The sequence below is a fragment of the Streptomyces coffeae genome, assembly GCF_016741875.1.
Classification (GTDB): Bacteria; Actinomycetota; Actinomycetes; order Streptomycetales; family Streptomycetaceae; genus Streptomyces; species Streptomyces coffeae.
Genome location: NZ_JAERRF010000009.1, coordinates 306,785 through 328,016, shown reverse-complemented (window position 1 = coordinate 328,016; position 21,232 = coordinate 306,785). Strand labels below are relative to the sequence as shown.

The following is a 21,232-nucleotide window of genomic DNA, read 5'->3' as shown; positions in this document are numbered from 1 at the left end:
GACGGGCATCCTTGGCCTGATCCGAGGAGCCGATCGTGGAGTTGCTGTCCGGGTTTCGGCGCTTCCTCGACACCAATTGAGATGACTTCTCAGAGCCGGTTTCTTGGTCACTTCCCGGACACGGCTACCACCTGCTTGCCGACTACACCGCCCCGCTCGAATGCCTGATGCGCCGCGGCGATGTCTGCCAGCGGATACACGCTGTCCATCACGGGGCGCAGTCCACCAGAGGTCACGTACGTGGCCAGGTCACGCAGCACGACGGTATCCGGGTTGGAGCTCAACGTGCGGATGCGGCGGACGCCGTGCACACTCGACGCGGCGATCGCGGCCACGGAGGATGCCGACAGCGCGATGGTGGCCATCCTGCCTTCGCGGGTCAGCCGACGCCGGTAGCCGTGCAGTTCCGATCCGACCGTGTCCAGGATGGCATCGAACGGGCCGAGTTGATCCGCCGTGGTGGTGGTGTAGTCGAAGACCTCGTCAGCTCCCAGCTCACGCAGTGCCCCGGCATGGCGGCCCCGGGACAGCGCGGTGACGTGTCCACCCATCGCATGGGCGAGTTGCACGGCGGCTGTCCCGACTCCGCCGGCGGCGCCACGTACCAGGAGGCGTTCACCGCTGGCGAGGTGCAGTGTGTCCCGTAGTGCGCTCAGCGCTGTTGTTCCCGCGACGACCAGGGAGGCTGCCTCCACCGGCGAGATGTCCGCCGGTGCGAGCCCGACGCGGTCTGCGGGGACCACGACGTATTCGGCAGCTCCAGCGACGGTGTGCCGCTTGAGTGGGTGCACCGTGCCCCATACTCGGTCTCCAACCTGGTACTGACGCACGTCGGCACCTTTTGCGGCGACAACACCGGCGAAGTCCAGACCCACACCGATCGGAAACCTGCGTCCGGTCACGATCCGCAGTCCTCCCGCGCGAACGATCGTGTCGAGTCCGTTCACGCTTGACGCCTCGACCGATACCAGGACCTCACCCGCGGCGGGGGCGGGGCGGTCAACCTCGTTGATCTGGAGGACATCTGGTGCCCCGTAGCCGGTGATCTGTGCGGCCTTCATGTCACGTTCCTATCGGTAGTTGCTGGTCACGGCGGTGAGGGGTGGTGGGGTCGGCTCAGGCGACTGCTTCAGTCGGCGTCGCAGTCGCCTGTCGCCTGTCGCCAGTGGAGTGGCGCGGTGGGCGCGGCGCCGCGTACGCCTCGCTCGATGGGCTCGGGCGAAGTGGCGCCCCGGGTCAGGGGAGGAGGACGGCCTTGCCCTGGTTGCGGTGGGCTTCGATGTCGGCGTGAGCCTGGGCGGCCTCGGCGAGCGGATAGGACCGCCAGACGGGGACGTCGAGCTTGCCGGCGGCGATCAGGTCGGCCAGCTGCGGCAGGGCCTCGGGGAAGCGGTCGGCCGGGTCCATGCCGGTGAACCGCACGCCGTGCTCGGCGTAGGACGGATCGGCGATGGTGATGACCTTGCCCGCGTCGCCGACCAGCGTGACGGAGTCGGCGAGGACACCCGCGCCGGAGGCATCGAACACGAAGTCCACGCCGTCCGGGGCGGCGGCCCCGACCCGCTCCGCCCAGCCCTCGCCATATCGCACGGCGGTGGCGCCGAGGCCGTTGACCCGCTTGATGTCCGGCTCGGCGGTGGTGCCGATCACGGTGATTCCGCGGGCGGTGGCGAGCTGCACCGCGATGGCGCCGACACTGCCGCCCGCGCCGTGGATCAGCAGTGTCTGCCCCGGCCGCACGCCGAGGTGCTCGATCGCCCGGTAGGCGGCCTCACCGACCGTGACCATCGCGGCCGCGGTCTCGAACGACAGCTCCTCGGGCTTGGAGAAGGGCCGGTCGAGCAGGGCGTACTGGCTGTAGCCGCCGTCGGGGGCGACGCCGAAGACCTCGTCGCCGACCGAGGCGGTGGCGCCCTCGCCCACCTTGTCGACGACCCCGGCCACGTCCCAGCCCGGGACCATCGGGAAGTCGACCGGGAAGACACCCCGCATCATCCCGGCGCGAATGCGCACGTCGATCGGGTTGACGGCGGCCGCACGGACACGGACGCGGACCTGACCGGGGTTCGGTTCGGGGGTGGCGACCTGGGACAGGGTGAGGACTTCGGGGCCGCCGTACTCGGAGAAGGTGATTGCAGTGGACATAAGGCACTTCCTGAGGGGAGGGAACCGCACATCGCATGAATCATCCAGTGCGTGTGATTTCTTTGTATCACACGCACTGGATGATTGATGTTGTGGCTTCAATCACGCGTACTGTATGATTCGTGGGTCGGGTGGGATCCCTGCGGCAATCCCTCCATCGCCGCTGGCTCCAGGGGGTCGCGCTCCTGTGCACCTTGATCCTGGAAGGCTTTGACCTGGGTGACTACGCCAAGCCGAGCCATCCGCATCGCGGTGCCGGCCGCCACATGGCCCTGAACGGACGGACTGCCGGAGCCCTCGGGCATCCAGATCGACGAAGCCGTCGAGTGCCACCGTGCCGCGCACACTCCCCCTTGCGTCCCTCAACGGACAGTCATGCAGTCAGGCACGCTGCAGCGCGCCCCCGTAGTGATCGCTCTGCCTCCTTTGTCCGCTTGCTGCGCCATATGCCGTCCAGCACTATGCAGGGATGCGCTTCTCCATCAACATTCCCAACTTCGGGGATTTCGCCGATGTCAGGACGGTCGCGACGGTGGCCTCGGCAGCCGAGGAGGCGGGGTGGGATGCGCTGTTCGTCTGGGACCACGTGGTGCACCGACGCCACCGCCGGCCGTTCGGCGATCCGTGGATGCTGCTCACCGCGGCGGCGCTCGGGACCTCACGGATCGGGCTGGGCACACTGGTCACCCCCATCGCACGGCGTCGCCCGCAGCAACTCGCCCGGCAGGTCGCGACCTTGGACGCCCTCAGCGACGGGCGGGTGATCTTCGGGGCAGGGCTGGGCGGCCCGATCGAGGACGAGTACGGGAGCTTCGGTGAGACGACCGACCCTGTTGTGCTCGCCGAGCGGCTGGACGAAGGCCTGGAACTGCTAGAGCGCTTCTGGTCGGGTGAGCCCGTTAACCATCACGGCAGGCACTACGAGGTCCGGGATGTAACGCTGTTGCCGGCCACGGTGCAGCGTCCCCGGCCGCCGGTCTGGATCGCCGGATTCTGGCCGCACCACCGGCCGATGCGCCGGGCCGCCCGCTGGGACGGCGTGGTCCCGTTGTTCACCTCCGCCAGACATGGGCACGTCCCGCCTGTTGACGAGGTCCGTGAGCTGGTCGCCTACGTTCGTCGGCACCGGAGCGACCAGCAGCGGGGCCCCTTCGAGGTCGTCCTCGGCGGGGTCAGCCCTGGCGACAGGGCCACGGCGCGCGACGTGATCGGGCCGCTCGTCGACGCTGGTGCCACCTGGTGGGATGAACGACAGTTCCAAGGCGGCGACGAACTCGATCGGCTCGCGCCCGTGCTGCGGCGCATCGAACAGGGCCCGCCGAAGTTCTGACAGTTCGTCACCCGTTTGATCACTCGCGTCTTCATCACCTCGCCGCCCAACGCGTGGTCTGGGCCGAGTGCGTCCTGTCCCTCGCCTGCGGCCCACGGATCCAGTGGCCCAGAGGCATTACCGCACCGCGCGACAGTCGGCCTGCCTCCCCGGCGTGCGGCAGCACGCCCGGCCCGGGAACCCAGCCCGGGACCGGGCGCGGTTGCGCTCAACTGCCGCTCTGGCGTCCCTGAATGGCCCTGCCGTGGGTCAGCGCGCGACCCGCCAGCTGCTGGTCTCCGTCAGCAGCGCGCGCAACCGGGGGTCGCGCACGGCGTCCGTTGGGTCGGTGGCGCGTACGGAGACGGTATGCGTGCGGCCATCGGCGGGGACACCCAGGGCGCGCGGGGTCGGAGGGCCGGCATCGCGTGCCGCGACCGTCACCGGACGGCCGTCGACGGACCAGCGCAGTCGCACGCCGTGAGCCGCCTCGACGCTGATGCGCTGGTCTTTGCCGAGGGCGCGATCCGTGGGAGTGGTACCGGCGAGGACGGGCGCGTGCCGGTGGAAGCCCGCGATCATCGCCTCGCGTCCGGGCAGGTTGAACTCACGGCCCAGCGTGCGCATGATCGAGTTCTCGGTGGGGCGGTTGAGGCCGTGCGCGTAGTAGCCGCCGCCTTCGTACGCGTCGACGGTCCCGCCGTCCGGGGAGGTCTGGCCGAGCCAGCGGTACCACTTCGTCTGCTGGGCGCCCATGTCGGCGGCCGACAGCGTGCTGAGGTTGGACCCGCCGGGCTCATCGCCCTCGTAGGTGCTCGACTCGTCGTACCAGTACTCGTCGGCGAGCTTGCCGAGCGAGTGGCCGGTCTCGTGGACGGCGACCTGGTCGGAGTCGGGGTGGTCGGAGGAGGCGGTGGCGATGCCGTCGTAGCCGGAAGGGGAGGTGATGTCGTTGTAGCCCGCGCCGCCGTACTTGGTGGCGTTGGCCAGGACGATCACGAGGTCGGGGTCTTCGGCCTTGCTCGCGTACGACTCGACCTTGTTGGTGTCGACGCACAGCAGCCGCTCGGTGTTGGAGCAGAAGAAGGACGAGCCGAGGGCGGTGTTCTTGACGACGTCGGCCGTCGGGTCGCCGGAGACTCCGGAGTCCTGGGAGACGGCATCGACCGCCCAGACGTTGAAGAGGTCCTTGTACGAGGCGTACGGCTCGACGGCGGAGATCTTCGACCACTTGGCGCGCACGTCGGCGTGGAAGTCCTCCTGCTGGGCGGCGGTGTAGCCGTCGCCGATGAACACCACGTCGAGCTTGGACTCGACCGGTCCGTTCTGCACGATGGAGGTGACGTCGCCGTCGCCCTCGATCGTCGACCTCTCCTTCGTGGAGAGCGGGGCGGAGGCCGGGACCTCGGTGTGGCGGGGGTGGCCGTTCGGGCCGGTGAAGTACTCGACCCGCTGCATGGGTTCGGGGCTCGCGGCCTGGTGCGGGTCGGCCGCGTTCGCGCCGCCCGCGGCGGCAAGGGCCGCGGCGGCGGTGACGCCGGTGGCCAGGGCGATACGGATCTGGTGCGTGCGGGTGGCCGTGCCGATTCTGGATATGCGTCTGCGCATGGGGGTGCGCCTCCCGAAGTGGGGTGTGCAAGTGGGGGGTTAAGCCGAGTTAAGGCCTGATTCAACGTAGAGACTCGCGGGGCGCTTGGCAATGGCCATGTCACATATGACATTTGGGGGGCGAGGTTGGTGGCGGCGACTGGACGGGCTTGTCTCGAAGGACTGTTGACGACACATCAGTATCTCCGCGTCTCAACAGGAGTATGCGCACCAGGGGTTCCAGGGCCATGTGAAATGTGCAATGGTACATGTCACGTACTCCCCGTGGGCATGTCAGTCGGGGAGGCTTGAACTCCCGCTGGTACCACGGTCTGCACACCCCCCACTGCCGTGCCCCGCACGGCTGCCGACCGGCCCGGAGGCCACCTTGATACGCAGATCCCCCACACGGAAACATCTCGCTCAGTTCGTGATGACGGCCCTGGTCATTTGTCTGGGGCTCGTCCTGGTCGCCGTCAACCCCGGCCAGGGGAACGCGGCCACCACCGCTGCCGCCCCTCAGGTCAAGGAGCCCAAGCCGGACTCGGGCCCCGCCCCGCAGGCCGCCACCCCCCGCACGGCCGCTGACCTGCGCGACCTCAAGGCCGAGCACGAGGCCATGGCGACCAAGGACCCTTCCCGGCGTGCCCCGTTGAGCAGCGACAAGCCCGCGCCCCGCAAGGCGAAGGGCAAGGGCCCCAAGGCGGCGTGCAACGTCTCCGACTTCACCTCGAAGACCGGCGACGCCCTGGTCGAGCAGATCAAGAAGTCGGAAGTCGACTGTGTCAACTCGCTGTTTACGGTGACTGGTCAGGACGCCAAGGCGCTGTTCCGCGAGGAACAGATGGTCACGGTGGCGAACGCGCTGCGCGCCAACGGCTCCAACTACCCGGGTGACAACACCACCTCGACCCACCAGGTGGTGCTGTATCTGCGCGCCGGCTACTACGTCCAGTACGGTCACCCCGACGATGTCGGCCCCTACGGCCCCGCGTTGAAGAGCGCCATCCAGGGCGGTCTGGACGCCTTCTTCGGCTCCTCCCACGCCTTCGACGTCACCGAGGCAAACGGCGAGACCCTGGCCGAGACGGTCACCCTGATCGACAGCGCCGGCGAGAACGTCCGCTACCTCGACAGTGTGGTCAAGAGGCTGCTCAAGGGCTACGACTCCTCGTACGACCCCATCTGGGGCATGCTCGCGGCCGTCAACAACTCCTACCGCATACTGTTTCGCGGGCATTACCTGCCCGAGTTCGTCTCTGCGGTGGAGTCCGACCCGAGCGTGCTCACCGTACTGCGCGACTTCGCCGTGGCCCACGACGATCTGCTCGGCACGGACAAGGCGTATCTGACCTACAACGCCGGTCGGGAAATGGGCCGTTTTCTCCAGCACGACTCGCTCAAGGAAACCGTCAGCCCGCTGGCCAAGGAGCTGCTCGACCGCAGCGACCTCAACGGCCGGACGGCCGCCCTGTGGGTCGGCGTGGCCGAGATGACCAATGAGTATGCGAAGGACAAGTGCTCCTTCTACGGCACCTGCGACCTCCAGAAGCGGGCGTACGAGGCGATCCTGAAGGCCAAGCACACCTGTGGTCCGAGCCTGCAAATCGTCGCTCAGCAGATGACCGATGCCGAGTTCACGGCCTCGTGCGAGAGCCTGCTCAACCAGGACCAGTTCTTCCACAAGGTGGTCAAGGACAACGGGCCGGTCAAGGACGATAACAACACCAGCATCGAAGTGAACGTCTTCAACTCCTCCACCGACTACCAGACCTTCGCCGGGGTCATCTTCGGCATCGACACCAACAACGGCGGCATGTACCTGGAGGGCGACCCCTCCAAGGAAGGGAACGTGCCGCACTTCATCGCCTACGAGCAGCCGGACGGTGACAAGTTCCAGATCTGGAACCTCAACCACGAGTACACCCACTACCTCGACGGCCGCTTCGACATGTACGGCGACTTCGCGGCCGGACAGACCACCCCGACCGTGATGTGGGTAGAGGGCTTCGCCGAGTACATCTCCTACTCGTACCGCGATGTCACATACGACCAGGCGATCCAAGAGGCGGGCAGGAACACCTACCCGCTCAGCACCCTTTTCGACACCACCTACGAAAACACCAACACCACCCGCACCTATCCGTGGGGCTACCTGGCCGTCCGCTACCTGCTCCAGTCCCACCCGCAGGACGTGGACACGCTGCTCGGCCACTACCGCACGGGCGACTGGGCCGGTGCCCGCGCCTTCCTCACGAACACCATCGGCAACCGCTACGACGCCGACTTCGCCGCTTGGCTGAGCAAGTGCTCCGCCGGTGACTGTGGCAGCACCGCACGTGCCAAGGCCTGACCGGCCGGACCGTCCGTTCCTCCGATGGGGCTCCGGAGCCCCATCGGAGGAAGGGCATGGAAACCCCTGCGGAGGCCTCCGCAGGCGGATAGCGTCATGATTCACCGTGAAGAAGGGCTGTGATCATGGCAGAACGTGCGGTCCCGCCCCGCGTGGCGGTCGCTGAACGCGGCGCCTCCGAGGCGGGGTTCAAGAAGAGCTGCATCCCTGAGGTGGGCAGGTTGCTCAGCATGGCCGCTGCCGCGAAGCCTCATGGTGTCATCGCTGAGAGCGGCACCGGCTCGGGAGTGGGCACCGCCTGGCTGCACAGTGGCCTTGGCGCCGGCGCACGCCTGGTTACCGTAGAGCGTGACGAGGCGCTGGCCCGTCGAGCGGCCAGTGTCTTCGCGGACGACAACCGCGTCAGCGTTCTCACCGGGGACTGGCGGCTGCTTGAGCAGCACGCCCCCTTCGACGTCTTCTTCTGCGACGGCGGCGGCAAGCGTGACGACCCCCAGGCGGTCGTCGAGTTGCTTGCTCCCGGTGGCCTTCTCATCCTGGACGACTTCACCCCATCGCCCCATTGGCCGCCTCGTTTCGGCGACGAAGTGGATGAGCTCCGGATGTTCTACCTCACTCATCCGGCTCTGGACGCTACCGAGGTCCTCACAACACCGGTCAGTTCAGCGGTTGTTGGGGCACGCCGCCTGTAGCCATGGGGGCCCGGGGGACTCCTTGCAGGTCTTGATGCGCTGGAAAGGTCGGGGGAGCAGGCGACCGTACGCCTCGCGGCCGGTCCTGATCACCTGCCCGTGGACGCGGCGCATTCTTCGAGCCGTTCAGGATCCAGTCCGTGAAGGACGAGGCGAAGGCGAGGGACAACGAATCCCGGCCCGCCGCTGGGGCCCTCAGCGGGCCCCGATGGCGCACGCGTCCTGGCCGGAGGGACTGGTGCCAGGATGGCGGGCCAAGGGGGGCGCCGAGAGGCCGCTGTTAGCGCGTTGTCGCGGGTGTGAGGGTGTCGCCGACCGGCGTCGTGGGGGGTGGGATGCGGTGCAGGCCCCGACGGTCGTAGAACCGGGTGACGCCGAGGCCGAAGAGCAGGGCGGCGCCGAGGGCGATGGCCATGGCGAGCCAGGCGCGTGTGAGGCCGGCGTCGGCTTGGGCGTTGAAGTACAGGATGGAGCGCATGCCGTCGGTGATCTGCCGCAGCGGCTCGAAGACGGCGAGGGCGCGGAAGAAGTCGGGGAGTGCTTGGAGGGGGACGGTTGCTCCGGAGGTGGGGACGGCCATGGCGATGAAGACGATGGTGAGCAGGAGCATGCCGGGGGTGCCGAAGGCGGCGAGGAGTGCGAGGCCGCTGATGCCCACCACCGCGATCGTGGACACGGAGTAGAGCCACAGCAAGGTGAGGTGGGAGGCGTCCATGCCGAGAACGCTGACGGTTATGGCTTCGACCAGGGAGCCCATGACGATGGCTAGGCCGGCCATGAGCGTGATGCTGGTCGCCAGGGTGCGCACGCGGGTGGTGTGCTGGACCGGCATGCGCTGACGGAAGGGCCCGATGTCGCTGTGAAGGTAGCCGAGGGCGGTGTCGACCTGGGAGTTGACCAGGTTGGCGCCGAGCATCCCGCACACGACCAGGACGAGTGAGTAGTAGAAGGCGGATAGCCCCATGCCGCTGTGGGAGCCGAGCGGGTGGCCGTCGGCCACCGTCACGGCCACTGGGTCGGTGAGCAGGAGTTCGGCGGCTGGGGCGAGGTGGGTGCCTTGTGCGCGGGCGTGGTGGAGGAGTTCCGTGCCCAGTTGTGTGGAGGCGGTGTGGGCGGCCTGTTGGGCGGCCCGGTCGGCCATGGCCGAGCCGACGCTGCCGGCTGCCTGGTTGGTGAGCACGGTGAGGGTCGGGCGGGAGGGCCGGCTTTGTTCAGGGCTGGTCAGCCGGGTGACGGCGGCGGTGAAGTTCTGCGGTATGACGAGGGCGCCGAAGACCTTGCCCTGGCCCAGTTGCTTGTCAGCCTGCTGCCGGTTCATCCGCTGCCAGGAGATCGTGTTGTTGCCCGCGGTGGCCTTGTCGATTCCGGAGACGATCTGGTCGCCGAGGTTCATTCGTGCGCCGTTGCTTTGGTCCTCGTTGACCAGTGCGACGGGAAGGTCGCGCAGGTTGCCCTTGGGATCGAGGTTGCCGCCGACGTAGAGCAGGGAGAACGCGGCGGTGGCGATGGCCAGGATGAGGCCCGAGACGGTCCACAGCCGTGGGCTGCGGAGCACGGAGGACGGTCGAGGGGAAGGCATGGTGGCTCCAGTGGGATCACGGGGAGGGCTGGATAGTTGAGTTGCCGTTCGGGTCTATGGCGGTGTTGCGCTGTTTCAGTGGCCGATGTCGAGCGCCTGGACTCCCGTGTGGGCGACCGTGAGCAGCAGCTGGGCGGCCGCCGGCTTGCCGCCGGGCAGTTGGGCGAGACGGCTCCGGCACAGCCGGGCGACATCCGCGTCGTGTGCCGCCCAGGACCAGTCCTGGCCCGTCTTGCCTGTGATCACGTGGACGGTGACGGCGTCCGGGCCACGTCGGGCGAACTCCTCCGCCGCGCAGCGAAGAACCTGGCTCTGTCGAGCAGCGGCACCGGTGCGCGGGCGGCGAGGTTCCACCCATGGAGGCATAGTCACTTTTTTGACTATACAAGGTTGCCAGTATCTCGACGCGGTAAGCTGTGCGTATGGCACTGCGCAACGCGATCATGTCCACGCTGTTGGAGGGCGAGGCGTCGGGATACGACCTGGCCAAGGGGTTCGACGCGGCGGCGGCGAACTTTTGGATGGCCACCCCGCAGCAGCTCTACCGGGAGTTGGAACGCATGGAGGAGGCGGGCCTGGTCCAGGCGCGGGTTGTGGAGCAGGAGCGGCGGCCGAACAAGCGGCTCTTCTCGCTGACCGAGGCTGGTAGGCGCGCGCTTCACGAGTTCACCGCCGAACCCCCGAAGCCCAGCGCGATCCGCGACGAGCTGCTGGTGAAGGTGCAGGCCGTCGACTCGGGCGACGCGGAGGCTGTGCGGGCCGCGCTGCGGGAGCGCATGAACTGGGCGGAGGCCAAGATCGCCCGCTACGAGCGCCAGCGCGCCCGATTGCTCGATGGCCGGTTCGAGGAGGAGTACCTCGCCACCGCCGAGCGTGTCGGCCCCTACCTCACGCTGATGCGCGGTCTGTCGTTCGAGCGCGAGAACCAGCGCTGGTGTGAGCAGGGTCTGGCTGTACTGGAGCGGCGGGCCGCAGCGCAGATCGCGCCCTGACAGCAGCGTCGCCGTCGGGGCCAGCGGCACACGGTGCCCGCACCGGGAGCAGTTCCGGGGGCTTGGCGACGCTGCCGTCGCCGGAAGAGCGTCCGCACAGACGCACAGGATCCAGGGCCGGTCCGAGGAAGGTGCCGATCCACGCCGCCTCTCGGCAGGCATACCGCCGCAGCGGTCGGAGGCGCGTGGCGGCGTGACTCGCTCCAGCTGCTGTCGCTGCCGGGCAGGGCGAGCGCATCGGCGGCTGCCGCCGCGATGCGGGCGTGCAGCGGCGTGAGGTGGAGGCGGCTCGCCCTCCACAGGCGCGGGTCGGTGGTGACCGGCCGCGGGAAACGTTGAGCACGACGACGCCGTGGCGTTCGGCGGCGTGGAGCCGGGCGTTGAAGTCCACCACGCGCGGGCACGACCGACGCGCGGAGCGGGACGACGCGACCGATGCCGGGGAAGGTGAAGGCGGCGCACATCGCCCGCGGCGGTAGTGGCCTTGCTGGGGTACGGAAGGATCTCCGATCAACTCGCTGATGAGAATGGAATGTGGGTCTTGCCCGACAGGGCCAGTGCCAGGCGGGTGCCCTGGTCGACAGCGCGCTTGGCGTCGAGTTCGGCTGCCTCATCGGCGCCGCCGATGAGGTGCACGGTGATGCCGCGTGCGACGAGCTGGTCGTGCAGTCCGCGGTTGGGCTCCTGGCCGGTGCACAAGATGACGTTGTCAACGGCAAGGACACGGCTGGTGTCGTCGACCCGGTAGTGCGGTCCTCGTCGTCGATGCGGTCGTAGACGGCGCCGGCGACCATGGCCACGCCGCGGTGCTTGAGCTCGCTGCGATGGATCCAGCCGGTGGTTTTGCCCAGGCCGGCGCCTACCTTGGTGGTCTTGCGCTGAAGCAAGGTCACCTCGCGCGGGTAGGTGCACCGTGCGGGGGCGGTGAGTCCGCCGGCACCGCGGTGGTCGGCGTCGACGCCCCAGGTGGCGAGGAAGGTGGCGACGTCGTGGGCGTTCTCGCCGGGGTCGGTGAGGAACTCGGCCACGTCGAAGCCGATGCCGCCGGCGCCGAGGATCGCCACACGCCTGCCGACAGGGGCGTTGTCGCGCAGCACGTCCAGGTAGCCCAGGGCCGTCGGGTGGTCGGCACCCGGCAGGTCGGGGATGCGCGGGATGACGCCGGTGGCAAGGATGACCTCGTCGTAGCCGCCTGCGGCCAGGTCGTCGGCGATGACCGTGGTCTTGAGGCGGACCGTGACCCCGGTCGCGTCGAGCTGGTGACGGAAGTAGCGCAGCGTCTCGTTGAACTCCTGCTTGCCCGGCACCTTGCGGGCGATGGTGAGCTGGCCGCCGATCTCGTCGGCGGCGTCGAAGAGTGTGACGGTGTGGCCGCGCTGAGCCGCGCTCACGGCGAAGGCGAGCCCGGCCGGGCCGGCGCCGACGACGGCGAGGTTCTTGCTGTGCTGGGTGGGGGAGAGGACGAGTTCGGTCTCGTGGCAGGCGCGGGGGTTGACCAGGCAGGAGGTGATCTTCAGCGCGAAGGTGTGGTCCAAGCAAGCCTGGTTGCAGCCGATACAGGTGTTGATCGCCTGGGGGGTGCCGGCCGCTGCCTTGGCGACGAAGTCCGGATCGGCCAGGAGTGGCCGGGCCAGTGAGACCATGTCGGCGTATCCCTCGGTCAGGAGCTGCTCGGCCTTCTCCGGTGTGTTGATCCGGTTGCTGGTCACCAGCGGCACCGAGACCTGGCCCATCAGCTTCCTCGTGACCCAGGCGTAGGCGGCGCGGGGCACAGAGGTGGCGATGGTGGGAATGCGGGCCTCGTGCCAGCCGATCCCGGTGTTGATGATGGTTGCCCCGGCCACCTCGACCGCCTTGGCGAGGGTGACAACCTCGTCGAAGGTCGAGCCGTCCGACACCAGATCCAGCATCGAGAGCCGGTAGACGATGATGAACTCCTCGCCCACCGCCTGACGTATCCGTCTGACGATCTCGACGGGGAATCGCATGCGGTGCTCGTAAGGCCCGCCCCACCGGTCGGTGCGCTGGTTGGTGCGGCGGGCGATGAACTCGTTGATGAGGTAGCCCTCGGAGCCCATCACCTCGACGCCGTCGTATCCGGCTTGCCGGGCCAGGAGTGCGCAGCGGACGTAGTCCTCGATGGTCTGCTCGACCTCGGTGTCGGTCAGCGCCCGGGGTACGTGGGGGCTGATCGGCGCCTGTACCGCGCTGGGCGCGACCAGGTCAGGGTGGTAGGCGTAGCGGCCGAAGTGGAGGATCTGCATCGCGATCTTTCCGCCCGCGGCATGGACCGCCTCGGTGATCACACGATGCTGTGCCGCTTCCTCGTCAGTCGTCAGCATGGCCCCGCCCGGGTAGGGGCGGCCGGCTTCGTTGGGGGCGATGCCGCCGGTGACGATCAGGCCGACGCCGCCGCGGGCACGTTCGGCGTAGAACGCGGCCATCCGCTCGAAGCCGTTGGGTGCCTCCTCCAGGCCGACGTGCATGGATCCCATAAGGACCCGGTTGCGCAGGGTGGTGAAGCCCAGTTCGAGGGGCTCCAGCAGACGGGGGTAGGTTCGAATCATCAAAGACTCCGGTGTGGCGGCGATGACGCCGGTGTGGTCGGCGGGCAGACGCCGACGCGCTGAGGGCTGGCGCGAACGCGTCGACGCCTTGGTCGAGTTGTCGCGAGACGCGGTCGCGGACGTGGCGGAGGCGCCGCGGCTCCCCCGGAACGATCGGCCCCAGGCGAACTCCTTCTGGTCAGATGTCGAGGTCGACGTCAGTGATCGGGTAGGCGACGCAGGAGTGGGTGTAGCCGAGGCGGGTGTCGGACATGCGCAGCTTGGCCTCCTCCGCGGTGTGTACGGTGCCCTTGCGGACGCGGACGCGGCACAGGCTGCATTCGCCCGAGCGGCAGGCCGCCCCCGGGCGGATGCCCTCGTCCTCCAGGGCGTCCAGGAGCGGGCGGCCTCTGCGGGTGCGGAACGAGCGTCCGGCGGCGGTCACCGTGACTTCGCCGTCGGGGGCCGCGTTGGCGGGCCAGTGCGCCTGGCGGGTGGGATCGGCGGGGGCGCCGTTGGCCTCGAAGCGGATGCGGCGGCGTGGGTGGCCGAGATCGAGGAGCTGCCGCAGGGCGTACGGGTAGAGGGCCTGGGGGCCACACACGTAGACCGTGCGTGCGTCCAGCGGTCCGGCGAGTGTCTTGATGAGGGACGAGGTCAGGAACCCGGTGGGCCCGGTCCAGCCGGGGCCGGGCTCGGTGACGACGTGGTCGACCCGGATGTTCGGATCGCGGTCCGTGGCGATGGCGTTGAGTTCGTCGCGGAAGATGATGTCGTCCTCGGTACAGGAGCCGTAGATCAGGTGGAAGCGGCGGTCGAGTCCGTGGTCGACGATGTCGCGGATCATGCTCATGGCCGGGACGACGCCGGAGCCGCCGGCGAGGAAGACGACGTCGTCGCCGTGGAAGAGGGGGTTGTGGTGGAAGGCGCCCATCGGCCCGGTCGTGGTGAGGGTGTCACCGACCGCGAGGGTGTCGATCAGGTGGTTGCTGATCCTGCCACCGGGGACCCGGCGGACCGTGAGGTCCCAGTGGTCCAGGCGCGCCGGGCTGGAGGAAAGGGCGTAGGGGCGGTTGGTGCCGTTCGCGAACACGCCCACGTACTGGCCGGCGAGGAAGGGCGGCAGGTCCGCTCCGTCGGGACGGAGCAGCCGGAAGGTGGCCGCGGTGGCGGTCTCCGTGATGACCTCGGTGACCGTGAGGGTGACTCGCCTGGGGTGGTACGTGTCGAGTGTGCGGCGGAGCCCGGTGGCGTGGTCGGTGCTGTCGGCGGGGCGGCTGTCTATCTCGGCCTGGATGGCGTCGTGGCCGTCGAGGAGAGGGGCAAGGGGGTGCTTCACGGGGTTCTCCCTGTGGGGTCAGGCGGCCCGGGCGCGCAGCAGACGCTGTGCGACACGGTGACCGGCTTCGAGCGTGGGCTGGAAGCCGCCGCTGCCGGCCCAGGAGCCGGCAAGGTGCAGGCCGGCCACGTGCGTCTCGCGTTCGCTGTTGCGGAACAGCCAGCTGTGGGTGCGGTCCTGTTCGTAGCCGTAGATCGCGCCGCTGGGGTGACCGAGATAGCGGGCGTGGGTCAGCGGGGTGGCGACGTCGGCCTCCTCGATGGCGTCCCGGATGCCGGGCAGGGTCGTCTCCACCAGGTCGAGCAGGGTTTCGGCGTAGGCGAACTTGGTGCGCGCGTACGCGGCGGGCGGGACCTTCTCCCAGGCGTCGCTGTATTGCAGCGTCATCAGGCTGACGTGGTTTGCGCCCGCGGGGGCGAAGCCGATCGGCTCGACGTCGTAGGAGGAGATGCAGATTCCACGGGCGGGCTCCAGTGAGTGCCACGAGGCGTAGGTGCGGTCGTCGTCCATGTCGGTGTTGACGAAGGTGGTGCTGGTGGTGAAACCGAGGTCGGCGGGCGAGGCGTCGAGCCCCATGTGCAGGACGAAGCCCGAGACGCCGATGCGCCGCGTGGCGAGGTCGTCCCGTACGGCCGTCGGCACGACGTCGTCGAGCATCGCGTAGGTGACGGGGAGCGAGGCGTTGGAGACTACGTCGCGGGCGGACACCTCCTGGCCGTCGTCGAAACGGACGCCCACGACACGGCCGCGCTCGGTCAGGATCGCCTCGACCGCGGTGTTGAAGCGGGCCTGGCCTCCCGCCGCGACGAAGGAGTCGAGGAGCGCACTCGACATGGCCTGCGAGCCGCCCCTGATGTGCCAGGGCTTGAACTCGATGTAGGCGTAGAGCATCAGCGCCATCTCCTGGAAGGCGAGCCGGGAGGGCGGCGGCCCGAGGTAGGGCCAGTACGCGCCGAGGGCCGACGTGATGCGGGGATCGTCGAAGTGCTCATCCAGGACGTCCTTGAACGGGCGCAGCGCCCGGCGGAAGAACACGGGATCGACGTCGGCGGCGGGCGTCTTGCGCATGACGGCGATGTACCCGAGCACGATGTCCTTGACGAGCGCGAAGAACCGTTCGACGCGCCGGCGGTTTCCGGGGAAGGCGTCCTCCAGCGCGTCTACGGCGCCGGCCCAGTCGGCGGGCAGGGTCACGTCGTACTGGCCGGGTACCACGGCCCTGTACAGGTCGGGTTCCTGGACGAACTCCAGTGTGTCGCCGACACCGAGCCTGTCGAACATCGAGCGCAGCGTGTACTGCTGGTCTTCGGTTCCCACGCCGGACAGTTGGTGCAGCGCCACCTCGAACTCGAAGCGCCCGCGCCGGAAGGACGTGGCGCAGCCGCCGGGGATGTTGTGGCGTTCCACCAGGAGTGTGTGCAGCCCAGCGTGTTGCAGGGTGGTGGCGGCGGTGAGCCCGGCGTTGCCCGCGCCGATGACCACGGCGTCGAAGTCACTCATTCCCGGCCGCCTCTCGGGAGATCTGGTCGAACCGGGCGCCCATCGCCTCGGTGAGCGCCTGGGCGGCCGAGAGCGGGCGCACCATCACCGTGAAGCCGTCGGGCTTGAAGGCGACCGGGCTGGTGAAGCCGACGTCGTCGGCCGACAGGGCGGCCACGGCGTCCAAGTCACCGCTTTCGACGGCCTTGCGGAAGGGTCGCATGGGCTACCTCGCCTGTACTCTATTTTTTGAATAGACATTTCGAAGACTAGGGGGGTGGCGTCCTGGTTGTCCAGCCTCGACGGGGATGTATCTGGCCTTGGGGCCTTCCCCTGGCCTTCGCGTCCCAAGGTGACCTGACTGGCGCGTGCTCCGGCGTCCCTATGCGTGGGAGCGCCTCTGGACTCCCGGGATGCCAGGGGCTAACGTAGCGGCATGTAATCAATAAATTGAATAGAATCTCGATCGATCAGCGTGGCCTTGAGGCACATCGGGAAGCCATCGTGGAGGTCCAGCACCACGCCGCACACGAAGGCTCTGGGCCTGGCCGCCCCGGCAGGGCTTCGCCTGCCACCAGCAGGACCGCGCCAAGAACTGGCTCTTCCGCGACGCCGGGTCCCTTGCGTGCAAACGGCCACCCGGATGGGACGGTGCGGCTCCAGGCCGACCCTCAGGCGCCACAGTGGCGCGCCGCCTCGTGCGGTCCAAGCCGGGAAGGCCAGGCCACTGCCTTCGCCGAACCCTTCGGCCACGTGGACCTGCGCATCTCCTGCCCCCTGTCCAACGTCGTACTGGAGGTTCGCATCCGATGTTGAACCTGTCCGTCTTGCTGGAGGACTCCGCCCGCTCCTCCCCAGATCGGGAAGCCGTGGTCCTGAGCCCGACCCGGCTGACCTACCAGCAGGTCGATGCGGCGGCCAACCAGGTCGCCAACCTGCTGGTGTCCCGGGGGATCAAGCCCGGCGACAAGGTGGCGCTGACCTGTCCGAACCTGCCGTGGTTCCCGATCATCTACTACGGCATCCTCAAGGCCGGAGCCGTCGTGGTCCCGCTCAACGTGCTGCTCAAGGCGCGCGAGATCGCCTACCACCTGCGCGACAGCGACGCCCGTGCCTACTTCTGTTTCGAGGGAACCCCAGGCCTGCCCACGGGCGTCGAGGGGCCCGCGGCGTTCGAGCGGGCCGATGGCTGCGATCACTTCTTCACGGTCACCGCCGAACCCGGTTCGGCATCACGCGTGCAGGGCGCAGAGACGCTCTCCGCTGCCCTCGCCGGGCTGGAACCGTCCCACGAACCGGTCGCGACAGAGGCAACTGACACCGCCGTGATCCTCTACACCTCGGGGACCACGGGTCAGCCGAAGGGCGCTGAGCTCACCCACGCCAACCTGCTCCTGAATGCGCTCACGGTTCACCGCTTCATCGGCGGCGAGGGGACCGACAGGCATCTCGTCACGCTCCCGCTGTTTCACTCGTTCGGGCAAACAGTGCAGTTGCACACCGCGTTCGCCGGCGGCAGGCGATCGTCCAGCGAACCCCTTGGTGATCAGACCACGGAAGGCGAACTGCTCGCCTGGGGCAAGGCGCAGTTCGCGGCGTATAAGTATCCGCGCATCGTGGAGTTCCGAGACTCGCTGCCGGTGAGTGCGACGGGGAAGATTCTGAAGAGGGAGCTGACGGCATGAGTTCCCTGAGCCAACCTCTATGCCGACAGAGCCGCCTCAGGTGGGTCAGGCGGTGCACCAGGTCGTCCAGCTCGGTCCGCACTGCGGATGGCACCGTACAGCCGAGCGTCCGAGCGAGCCTGAGGAAGGAGCCGATGTCATCTCGGGTGGGACCGGACCAGGCTGGAAGAAGGCCGGCGTCGTCAGTACGAGTGGCTGCGTGGAGTCGGGCCGGCGCCTCGGCACAGCCGACCACCCAGTGCCTCTACATCTTGCGGAGCGCCGGGTCCTTCGGCGGACCCTGCCGTGTGGTGAACCACACCGTGCCGATCACCACCGCGCAACCGGCCAACTGCACCGCGGTGGGCCGCTCCCCGATGCCGAACCCGACAAGAATGGCCAGCGCCGGGTGGAGAAGCAGGAGAGTGGCACTGGCCGAGGGCTGGAGTTTCGGGAGCGCGGCTGTGATCAGAAGCCAGGCGAGCACCTGTCCGATGAGTGCGAGCGCGGTCAGCCAACCGAGAGCACCCCCTGGGGGTGTGGGGTCCACCCCGCCCCACAGGCCGCCCATCACGGCGGCGACCGCGGCTGCCGAGGCGGTGGAGAGGCACACCGGGCCGACCGCGGATCCGGTCCCGCCGCCGGCACGCATGAGGTAGAGGTACCCGCCGTAGGCAAGCCCTCCCAGGATGCCGAACATGAGCCCGTGGACCGCGTCACCACCGGGCTCGTGCGCCGCGCTGGTAGCTCCGCTGGCCAGCACGACGCCGGTGAGCATCACAGGAACGGACAGTAGGAACCGCCTGGTCAGGGTCGTCTTCTCGAATACCGTGGCGAGTAGGGGAAACGCCAGAACCTGAATGTTGATCAGTACCGTGGCGACCGAGGCACCCACGTTGTGGATACTCGCGGCCCAGAACACGTAGTCGACACCGAGAAGCACACCCGCCGCGAGGGACGCCCATGTGGAGCGCCGGGCGAGCGGCCCGCTCGTACGGCGGTCGGCCAGCGCCATCGGAACCAGAACGATGAGTGCAAGGGCGCACCGGAAGAACGCCGCAGTGCCGGCGCTGGTGTGAGCCAGTTTGACGAAGGCGGCGGACACTGAGGTACACACCGCCCCGGCGGCCACAAGTATGCCCGGGTGAAGGCTCCCGTACCAGGACGTCGGCGTCGGCCTCGCGGCAGGATCCGCAGCGAATGTCGGCTTCTCCTCAATGCTCATGAGATCCAGCTTGCAGGCGCCAACCCATAAGGAACAGCGCGCATTTCTTGCGGATAGTCGGTAGCGTTGCTTGGGTGTTTGGTTTGGATCGCCTGCGTGTATTGGCCGCCGTCGCAGCCCACGGGTCCATTGCGAGCGCGGCCAGGGAACTGCACATCACCCCGTCAGCCCTGTCGCAGCAGCTGAACAAACTGGAACGGGAAACCGGTCACCAGCTACTCGAGCCTCACGGCCGCAGCGTCCGGTTCACTCACGCCGGTCGTGTACTCGCGGCACACGCGAACCAGATAGTGCAGTGTGCCGCAGCAGCCGAATCAGACCTCTTGGACCTGCGGACAGAAGTCATCGGGCCGCTCCGCATCGGGGCCGTCGGCAGCGCCATCCGCGCCCTGCTGACCACCGCGTTGACCACACTGGCGCGAGACCATCCACGCGTGACACCCACGGTCCGCGACGGGGAAGTTGTCGATATGCTGCCCGACCTCCTGGCCGGCGACCTCGACCTGGTGGTCGTCGACAGCTGGCAGAGCAGGCCCCTCCAGTTGCCCGAGGGCCTGGCCATGGAAACCCTGGCCAGCGAAGCGGTGGACATCGCGCTGTCCACGCGTCACCCTCTGGCCGAGTACGGATGCGTGGAGTTGAACCAGCTGGACGGTATGGCGTGGACCAGTTGCCCCTCAGGAACCGAACCGTACGAGTCCCTGGTACAGCTCCTCCGCAGCCACGGGCTGGAACCCGACATCCGCTACACGGTTGCCGAATACGCCACACAGCTCAAACTGGTCGAAGCGAACCTGGCTGCCGCGCTCATTCCGGCCATGGTCCAACCCGATGCGCCGGCCGGTGTCCGCTTCGTTCAGTGCGGCTCAACCGTTCGGAGAGAGATCAAAGTCGCGTGGAGAGCCCGTGCCGCCGGGCCACTGGTCCGTGCCTGCCTCGAGTCCCTCAAGGACGCGACACGTCCATGTGATCAGGGCGCTCCCCCTTGATGAGGGAGATCCTCCCCGCGTGCAGGCGGTCGCCGGCGGAGACGACGCCGTCAAACCGCCCTGGCCGAGCCATGCCACCAGCCGGTAACGGCCGTCGTCCGGAGGCCGATTGAAGGCGCGCGCACTCACCTGCCGCCGACCGCCTTATGTACGAGGGCGTCTCCGAGACCGCCCCACGAGGTGAACCGGCCGCTGTCACGGTCGGGATGCGGCCGAGCCGGTCGCACACGCGGCGGGGCCGATCCCAAATGGGTCTGCCCCGCCTGCCCACCCCGGAGGAAGGACGCCGGACCAATGGCTCAGCTGATCCACCACACCGTGACCTCGGACGTGCACGTGGACGCCACCACGATCGACCTCGCCGGGGAGGATCTGTTGGTCGAGTTCGAGCCTGAGTGGGCCGACAACGGCCTGGTCGAAGCAGACCCCGACGGCGACGGAGCCCGCATCCTGTGCGGGCAGGAGATAGGACACATCGCCGTCGCCGCCCAACTGTGGGACACCGTCCCGCCCTTGCCTGACGACATCGATGAGTGGCAGGACATTGCCGAAGTGTCCATCGTCTGGCGCTCCTCGTTCATCGACTTCGGCACGACCAGCACGGACGTCGCTGTGGCCAGCTGCTCGGCGTGAGATCTCCGGGCGTCGCCTGGCGGCACCGACGCGCATACAGAATCTCTCGCTGAGTTCACCGTCGGCTCCCGGCCCGCGGCGATCGATGAGGGTCGGTGCGTACGTGCGCACGTATCCCTTGCACACCGAACAGGATGAGAAGCTCCACCGCGCCGCCGTCGGCGCTGCCCAGCCAGTGGGGCAGGGACGTGTCGAACTCGGCTGCCTCACCGGGCGGCAGTGTCAGGTCGCGGTCGCCGATCACGAGTCGCAGGCGTCCGTTGAGCACGTAGAGCCATTCGAAGCCTTCGTGGGTCTGCGGGGTCGGTTCGAGTGGTTCCGGCTGGGCGGGGATGATCATCTTGAACGCGTGCACACCGCCCGGTCGCCGGGACAGGGGCACAAAGGTCATTCCGAATCGCTTGATCGGCTTGAGGTGGATCCGGGGGTCGCCGGTGCGCGGGGCACCGACGAGGTCATCCAGCGGAACGTCATAGGTACGGGCCAGCGGGAGCAGCAGTTCCAGGCTCGGCCGGCGCTGCCCGCTCTCCAGCCGGGACAGGGTGCTCTCCGACACGCCGGTCGTCGTCGCGAGGTCGGCGAGGGTGATGCCGCGGTCACGACGCAGCGCGCGAAGTCGTGGTCCCACCGCGTCGAGCACGTCGTCGTCCGTCTTGCGATCCATCAGGCCATCTTGCCATTACCGCAAGTTTCCGTGCCA

Annotated in this window: 17 protein-coding genes and 1 pseudogene; 7 read left to right on the top strand and 11 right to left on the bottom strand. The window is 68.4% G+C overall.

Annotation, left to right across the window (positions count from 1 at the left end; genetic code table 11):
* Positions 1-107 precede the first annotated feature (107 nt).
* A complete protein-coding gene (locus JK363_RS18145; protein WP_201875949.1) occupies positions 108-1,061 on the bottom strand; it encodes an NAD(P)-dependent alcohol dehydrogenase in 954 nt (317 codons plus the stop codon).
* 175 nt (positions 1,062-1,236) lie between these two features.
* The gene (locus JK363_RS18140; protein ID WP_201875948.1) at positions 1,237-2,145 is read right to left on the bottom strand and encodes an NADP-dependent oxidoreductase; all 909 of its coding nucleotides are present in this window, start codon (positions 2,143-2,145) and stop codon (positions 1,237-1,239) included.
* A gap of 469 nt (positions 2,146-2,614) precedes the next feature.
* On the opposite strand from JK363_RS18140, the gene JK363_RS18135 reads away from it, so the two are divergent.
* On the top strand, positions 2,615-3,475 hold the full coding sequence (locus JK363_RS18135; protein WP_201875947.1) for an LLM class flavin-dependent oxidoreductase: 861 nt from the start codon (positions 2,615-2,617) through the stop codon (positions 3,473-3,475).
* Positions 3,476-3,724: 249 nt separating this feature from the next.
* Here the strand turns inward: JK363_RS18135 and JK363_RS18130 are convergent, their stop codons facing one another.
* The gene (locus JK363_RS18130) at positions 3,725-5,062 is read right to left on the bottom strand and encodes a M64 family metallopeptidase (RefSeq protein ID WP_201875946.1); all 1,338 of its coding nucleotides are present in this window, start codon (positions 5,060-5,062) and stop codon (positions 3,725-3,727) included.
* Between the two features lie 412 nt (positions 5,063-5,474).
* Here JK363_RS18130 and JK363_RS18125 point away from each other — a divergent pair, with 412 nt between their 5' ends.
* Positions 5,475-7,394 carry a collagenase gene (locus tag JK363_RS18125; protein ID WP_201876051.1) on the top strand — a complete coding sequence of 640 codons (1,920 nt, stop codon included), beginning with the start codon at positions 5,475-5,477 and terminating at the stop codon, positions 7,392-7,394.
* A 119-nt stretch (positions 7,395-7,513) separates the two neighbouring features.
* Positions 7,514-8,086 (top strand): O-methyltransferase, encoded by a 573-nt coding sequence (locus tag JK363_RS18120; RefSeq protein ID WP_307821763.1) that lies wholly within the window; start codon positions 7,514-7,516, stop codon positions 8,084-8,086.
* A gap of 280 nt (positions 8,087-8,366) precedes the next feature.
* On the opposite strand, the gene JK363_RS18115 is transcribed toward JK363_RS18120, so the two are convergent.
* A complete protein-coding gene (locus JK363_RS18115; RefSeq protein ID WP_201875944.1) occupies positions 8,367-9,665 on the bottom strand; it encodes a YhgE/Pip domain-containing protein in 1,299 nt (432 codons plus the stop codon).
* Between the two features lie 75 nt (positions 9,666-9,740).
* Positions 9,741-10,037 carry a hypothetical protein gene (locus JK363_RS18110; RefSeq protein WP_201875943.1) on the bottom strand — a complete coding sequence of 99 codons (297 nt, stop codon included), beginning with the start codon at positions 10,035-10,037 and terminating at the stop codon, positions 9,741-9,743.
* A 50-nt stretch (positions 10,038-10,087) separates the two neighbouring features.
* Between JK363_RS18110 and JK363_RS18105 the strand changes: the two genes are divergently transcribed.
* Complete coding sequence (locus JK363_RS18105) at positions 10,088-10,657, top strand: PadR family transcriptional regulator (protein WP_201875942.1); 570 nt, start codon at positions 10,088-10,090, stop codon at positions 10,655-10,657.
* A 510-nt stretch (positions 10,658-11,167) separates the two neighbouring features.
* Here JK363_RS18105 and JK363_RS18100 read toward each other — a convergent pair.
* The 4 genes and pseudogenes from JK363_RS18100 to JK363_RS18085 form a co-directional block, all read right to left on the bottom strand.
* Positions 11,168-13,221 (bottom strand): annotated as a pseudogene (locus JK363_RS18100) (oxidoreductase).
* Between the two features lie 181 nt (positions 13,222-13,402).
* On the bottom strand, positions 13,403-14,542 hold the full coding sequence (locus JK363_RS44230; RefSeq protein ID WP_201875941.1) for a 2Fe-2S iron-sulfur cluster-binding protein: 1,140 nt from the start codon (positions 14,540-14,542) through the stop codon (positions 13,403-13,405).
* A gap of 18 nt (positions 14,543-14,560) precedes the next feature.
* Positions 14,561-16,042, bottom strand: a complete 1,482-nt coding sequence (locus JK363_RS18090; protein ID WP_201875940.1) for a phytoene desaturase family protein — start codon at positions 16,040-16,042, stop codon at positions 14,561-14,563.
* Entirely contained in the window at positions 16,035-16,244 is a 210-nt protein-coding gene (locus tag JK363_RS18085; protein ID WP_201875939.1) for a hypothetical protein, read from the bottom strand. The genes JK363_RS18090 and JK363_RS18085 overlap by 8 nt, the downstream gene beginning before the upstream one ends.
* A 586-nt stretch (positions 16,245-16,830) precedes the next feature.
* On the opposite strand from JK363_RS18085, the gene JK363_RS18080 reads away from it, so the two are divergent.
* The gene (locus JK363_RS18080) at positions 16,831-17,706 is read left to right on the top strand and encodes an AMP-binding protein (protein WP_201875938.1); all 876 of its coding nucleotides are present in this window, start codon (positions 16,831-16,833) and stop codon (positions 17,704-17,706) included.
* A 244-nt stretch (positions 17,707-17,950) separates the two neighbouring features.
* Here the strand turns inward: JK363_RS18080 and JK363_RS18075 are convergent, their stop codons facing one another.
* Positions 17,951-18,817 carry a DMT family transporter gene (locus JK363_RS18075; RefSeq protein ID WP_307821777.1) on the bottom strand — a complete coding sequence of 289 codons (867 nt, stop codon included), beginning with the start codon at positions 18,815-18,817 and terminating at the stop codon, positions 17,951-17,953.
* 167 nt (positions 18,818-18,984) lie between these two features.
* Here JK363_RS18075 and JK363_RS18070 point away from each other — a divergent pair, with 167 nt between their 5' ends.
* Positions 18,985-19,899: a LysR family transcriptional regulator gene (locus JK363_RS18070; protein WP_201875936.1), complete on the top strand. Its 915-nt coding sequence runs from the start codon at positions 18,985-18,987 to the stop codon at positions 19,897-19,899.
* Between the two features lie 294 nt (positions 19,900-20,193).
* Positions 20,194-20,532, top strand: a complete 339-nt coding sequence (locus tag JK363_RS18065; protein WP_201875935.1) for a hypothetical protein — start codon at positions 20,194-20,196, stop codon at positions 20,530-20,532.
* 55 nt (positions 20,533-20,587) lie between these two features.
* On the opposite strand, the gene JK363_RS18060 is transcribed toward JK363_RS18065, so the two are convergent.
* Positions 20,588-21,196, bottom strand: a complete 609-nt coding sequence (locus tag JK363_RS18060; RefSeq protein ID WP_201875934.1) for a helix-turn-helix domain-containing protein — start codon at positions 21,194-21,196, stop codon at positions 20,588-20,590.
* Positions 21,197-21,232: the final 36 nt, after the last annotated feature.

Excerpts from the sequence above, each read along its gene's own strand:
- JK363_RS18145 (WP_201875949.1), bottom strand. The coding sequence starts at position 1,061 with ATGAAGGCCGCACAGATCACCGGCTACGGGGCACCAGATGTCCTCCAG.
- JK363_RS18140 (WP_201875948.1), bottom strand. The coding sequence starts at position 2,145 with ATGTCCACTGCAATCACCTTCTCCGAGTACGGCGGCCCCGAAGTCCTC.
- JK363_RS18135 (WP_201875947.1), top strand. The coding sequence starts at position 2,615 with ATGCGCTTCTCCATCAACATTCCCAACTTCGGGGATTTCGCCGATGTC.
- JK363_RS18130 (WP_201875946.1), bottom strand. The coding sequence starts at position 5,062 with ATGCGCAGACGCATATCCAGAATCGGCACGGCCACCCGCACGCACCAG.
- JK363_RS18125 (WP_201876051.1), top strand. The coding sequence starts at position 5,475 with ATGACGGCCCTGGTCATTTGTCTGGGGCTCGTCCTGGTCGCCGTCAAC.
- JK363_RS18115 (WP_201875944.1), bottom strand. The coding sequence starts at position 9,665 with ATGCCTTCCCCTCGACCGTCCTCCGTGCTCCGCAGCCCACGGCTGTGG.
- JK363_RS18105 (WP_201875942.1), top strand. The coding sequence starts at position 10,088 with ATGGCACTGCGCAACGCGATCATGTCCACGCTGTTGGAGGGCGAGGCG.
- JK363_RS18090 (WP_201875940.1), bottom strand. The coding sequence starts at position 16,042 with ATGAGTGACTTCGACGCCGTGGTCATCGGCGCGGGCAACGCCGGGCTC.
- JK363_RS18085 (WP_201875939.1), bottom strand. The coding sequence starts at position 16,244 with ATGCGACCCTTCCGCAAGGCCGTCGAAAGCGGTGACTTGGACGCCGTG.
- JK363_RS18080 (WP_201875938.1), top strand. The coding sequence starts at position 16,831 with ATGTTGAACCTGTCCGTCTTGCTGGAGGACTCCGCCCGCTCCTCCCCA.
- JK363_RS18065 (WP_201875935.1), top strand. The coding sequence starts at position 20,194 with ATGGCTCAGCTGATCCACCACACCGTGACCTCGGACGTGCACGTGGAC.
- JK363_RS18060 (WP_201875934.1), bottom strand. The coding sequence starts at position 21,196 with ATGGATCGCAAGACGGACGACGACGTGCTCGACGCGGTGGGACCACGA.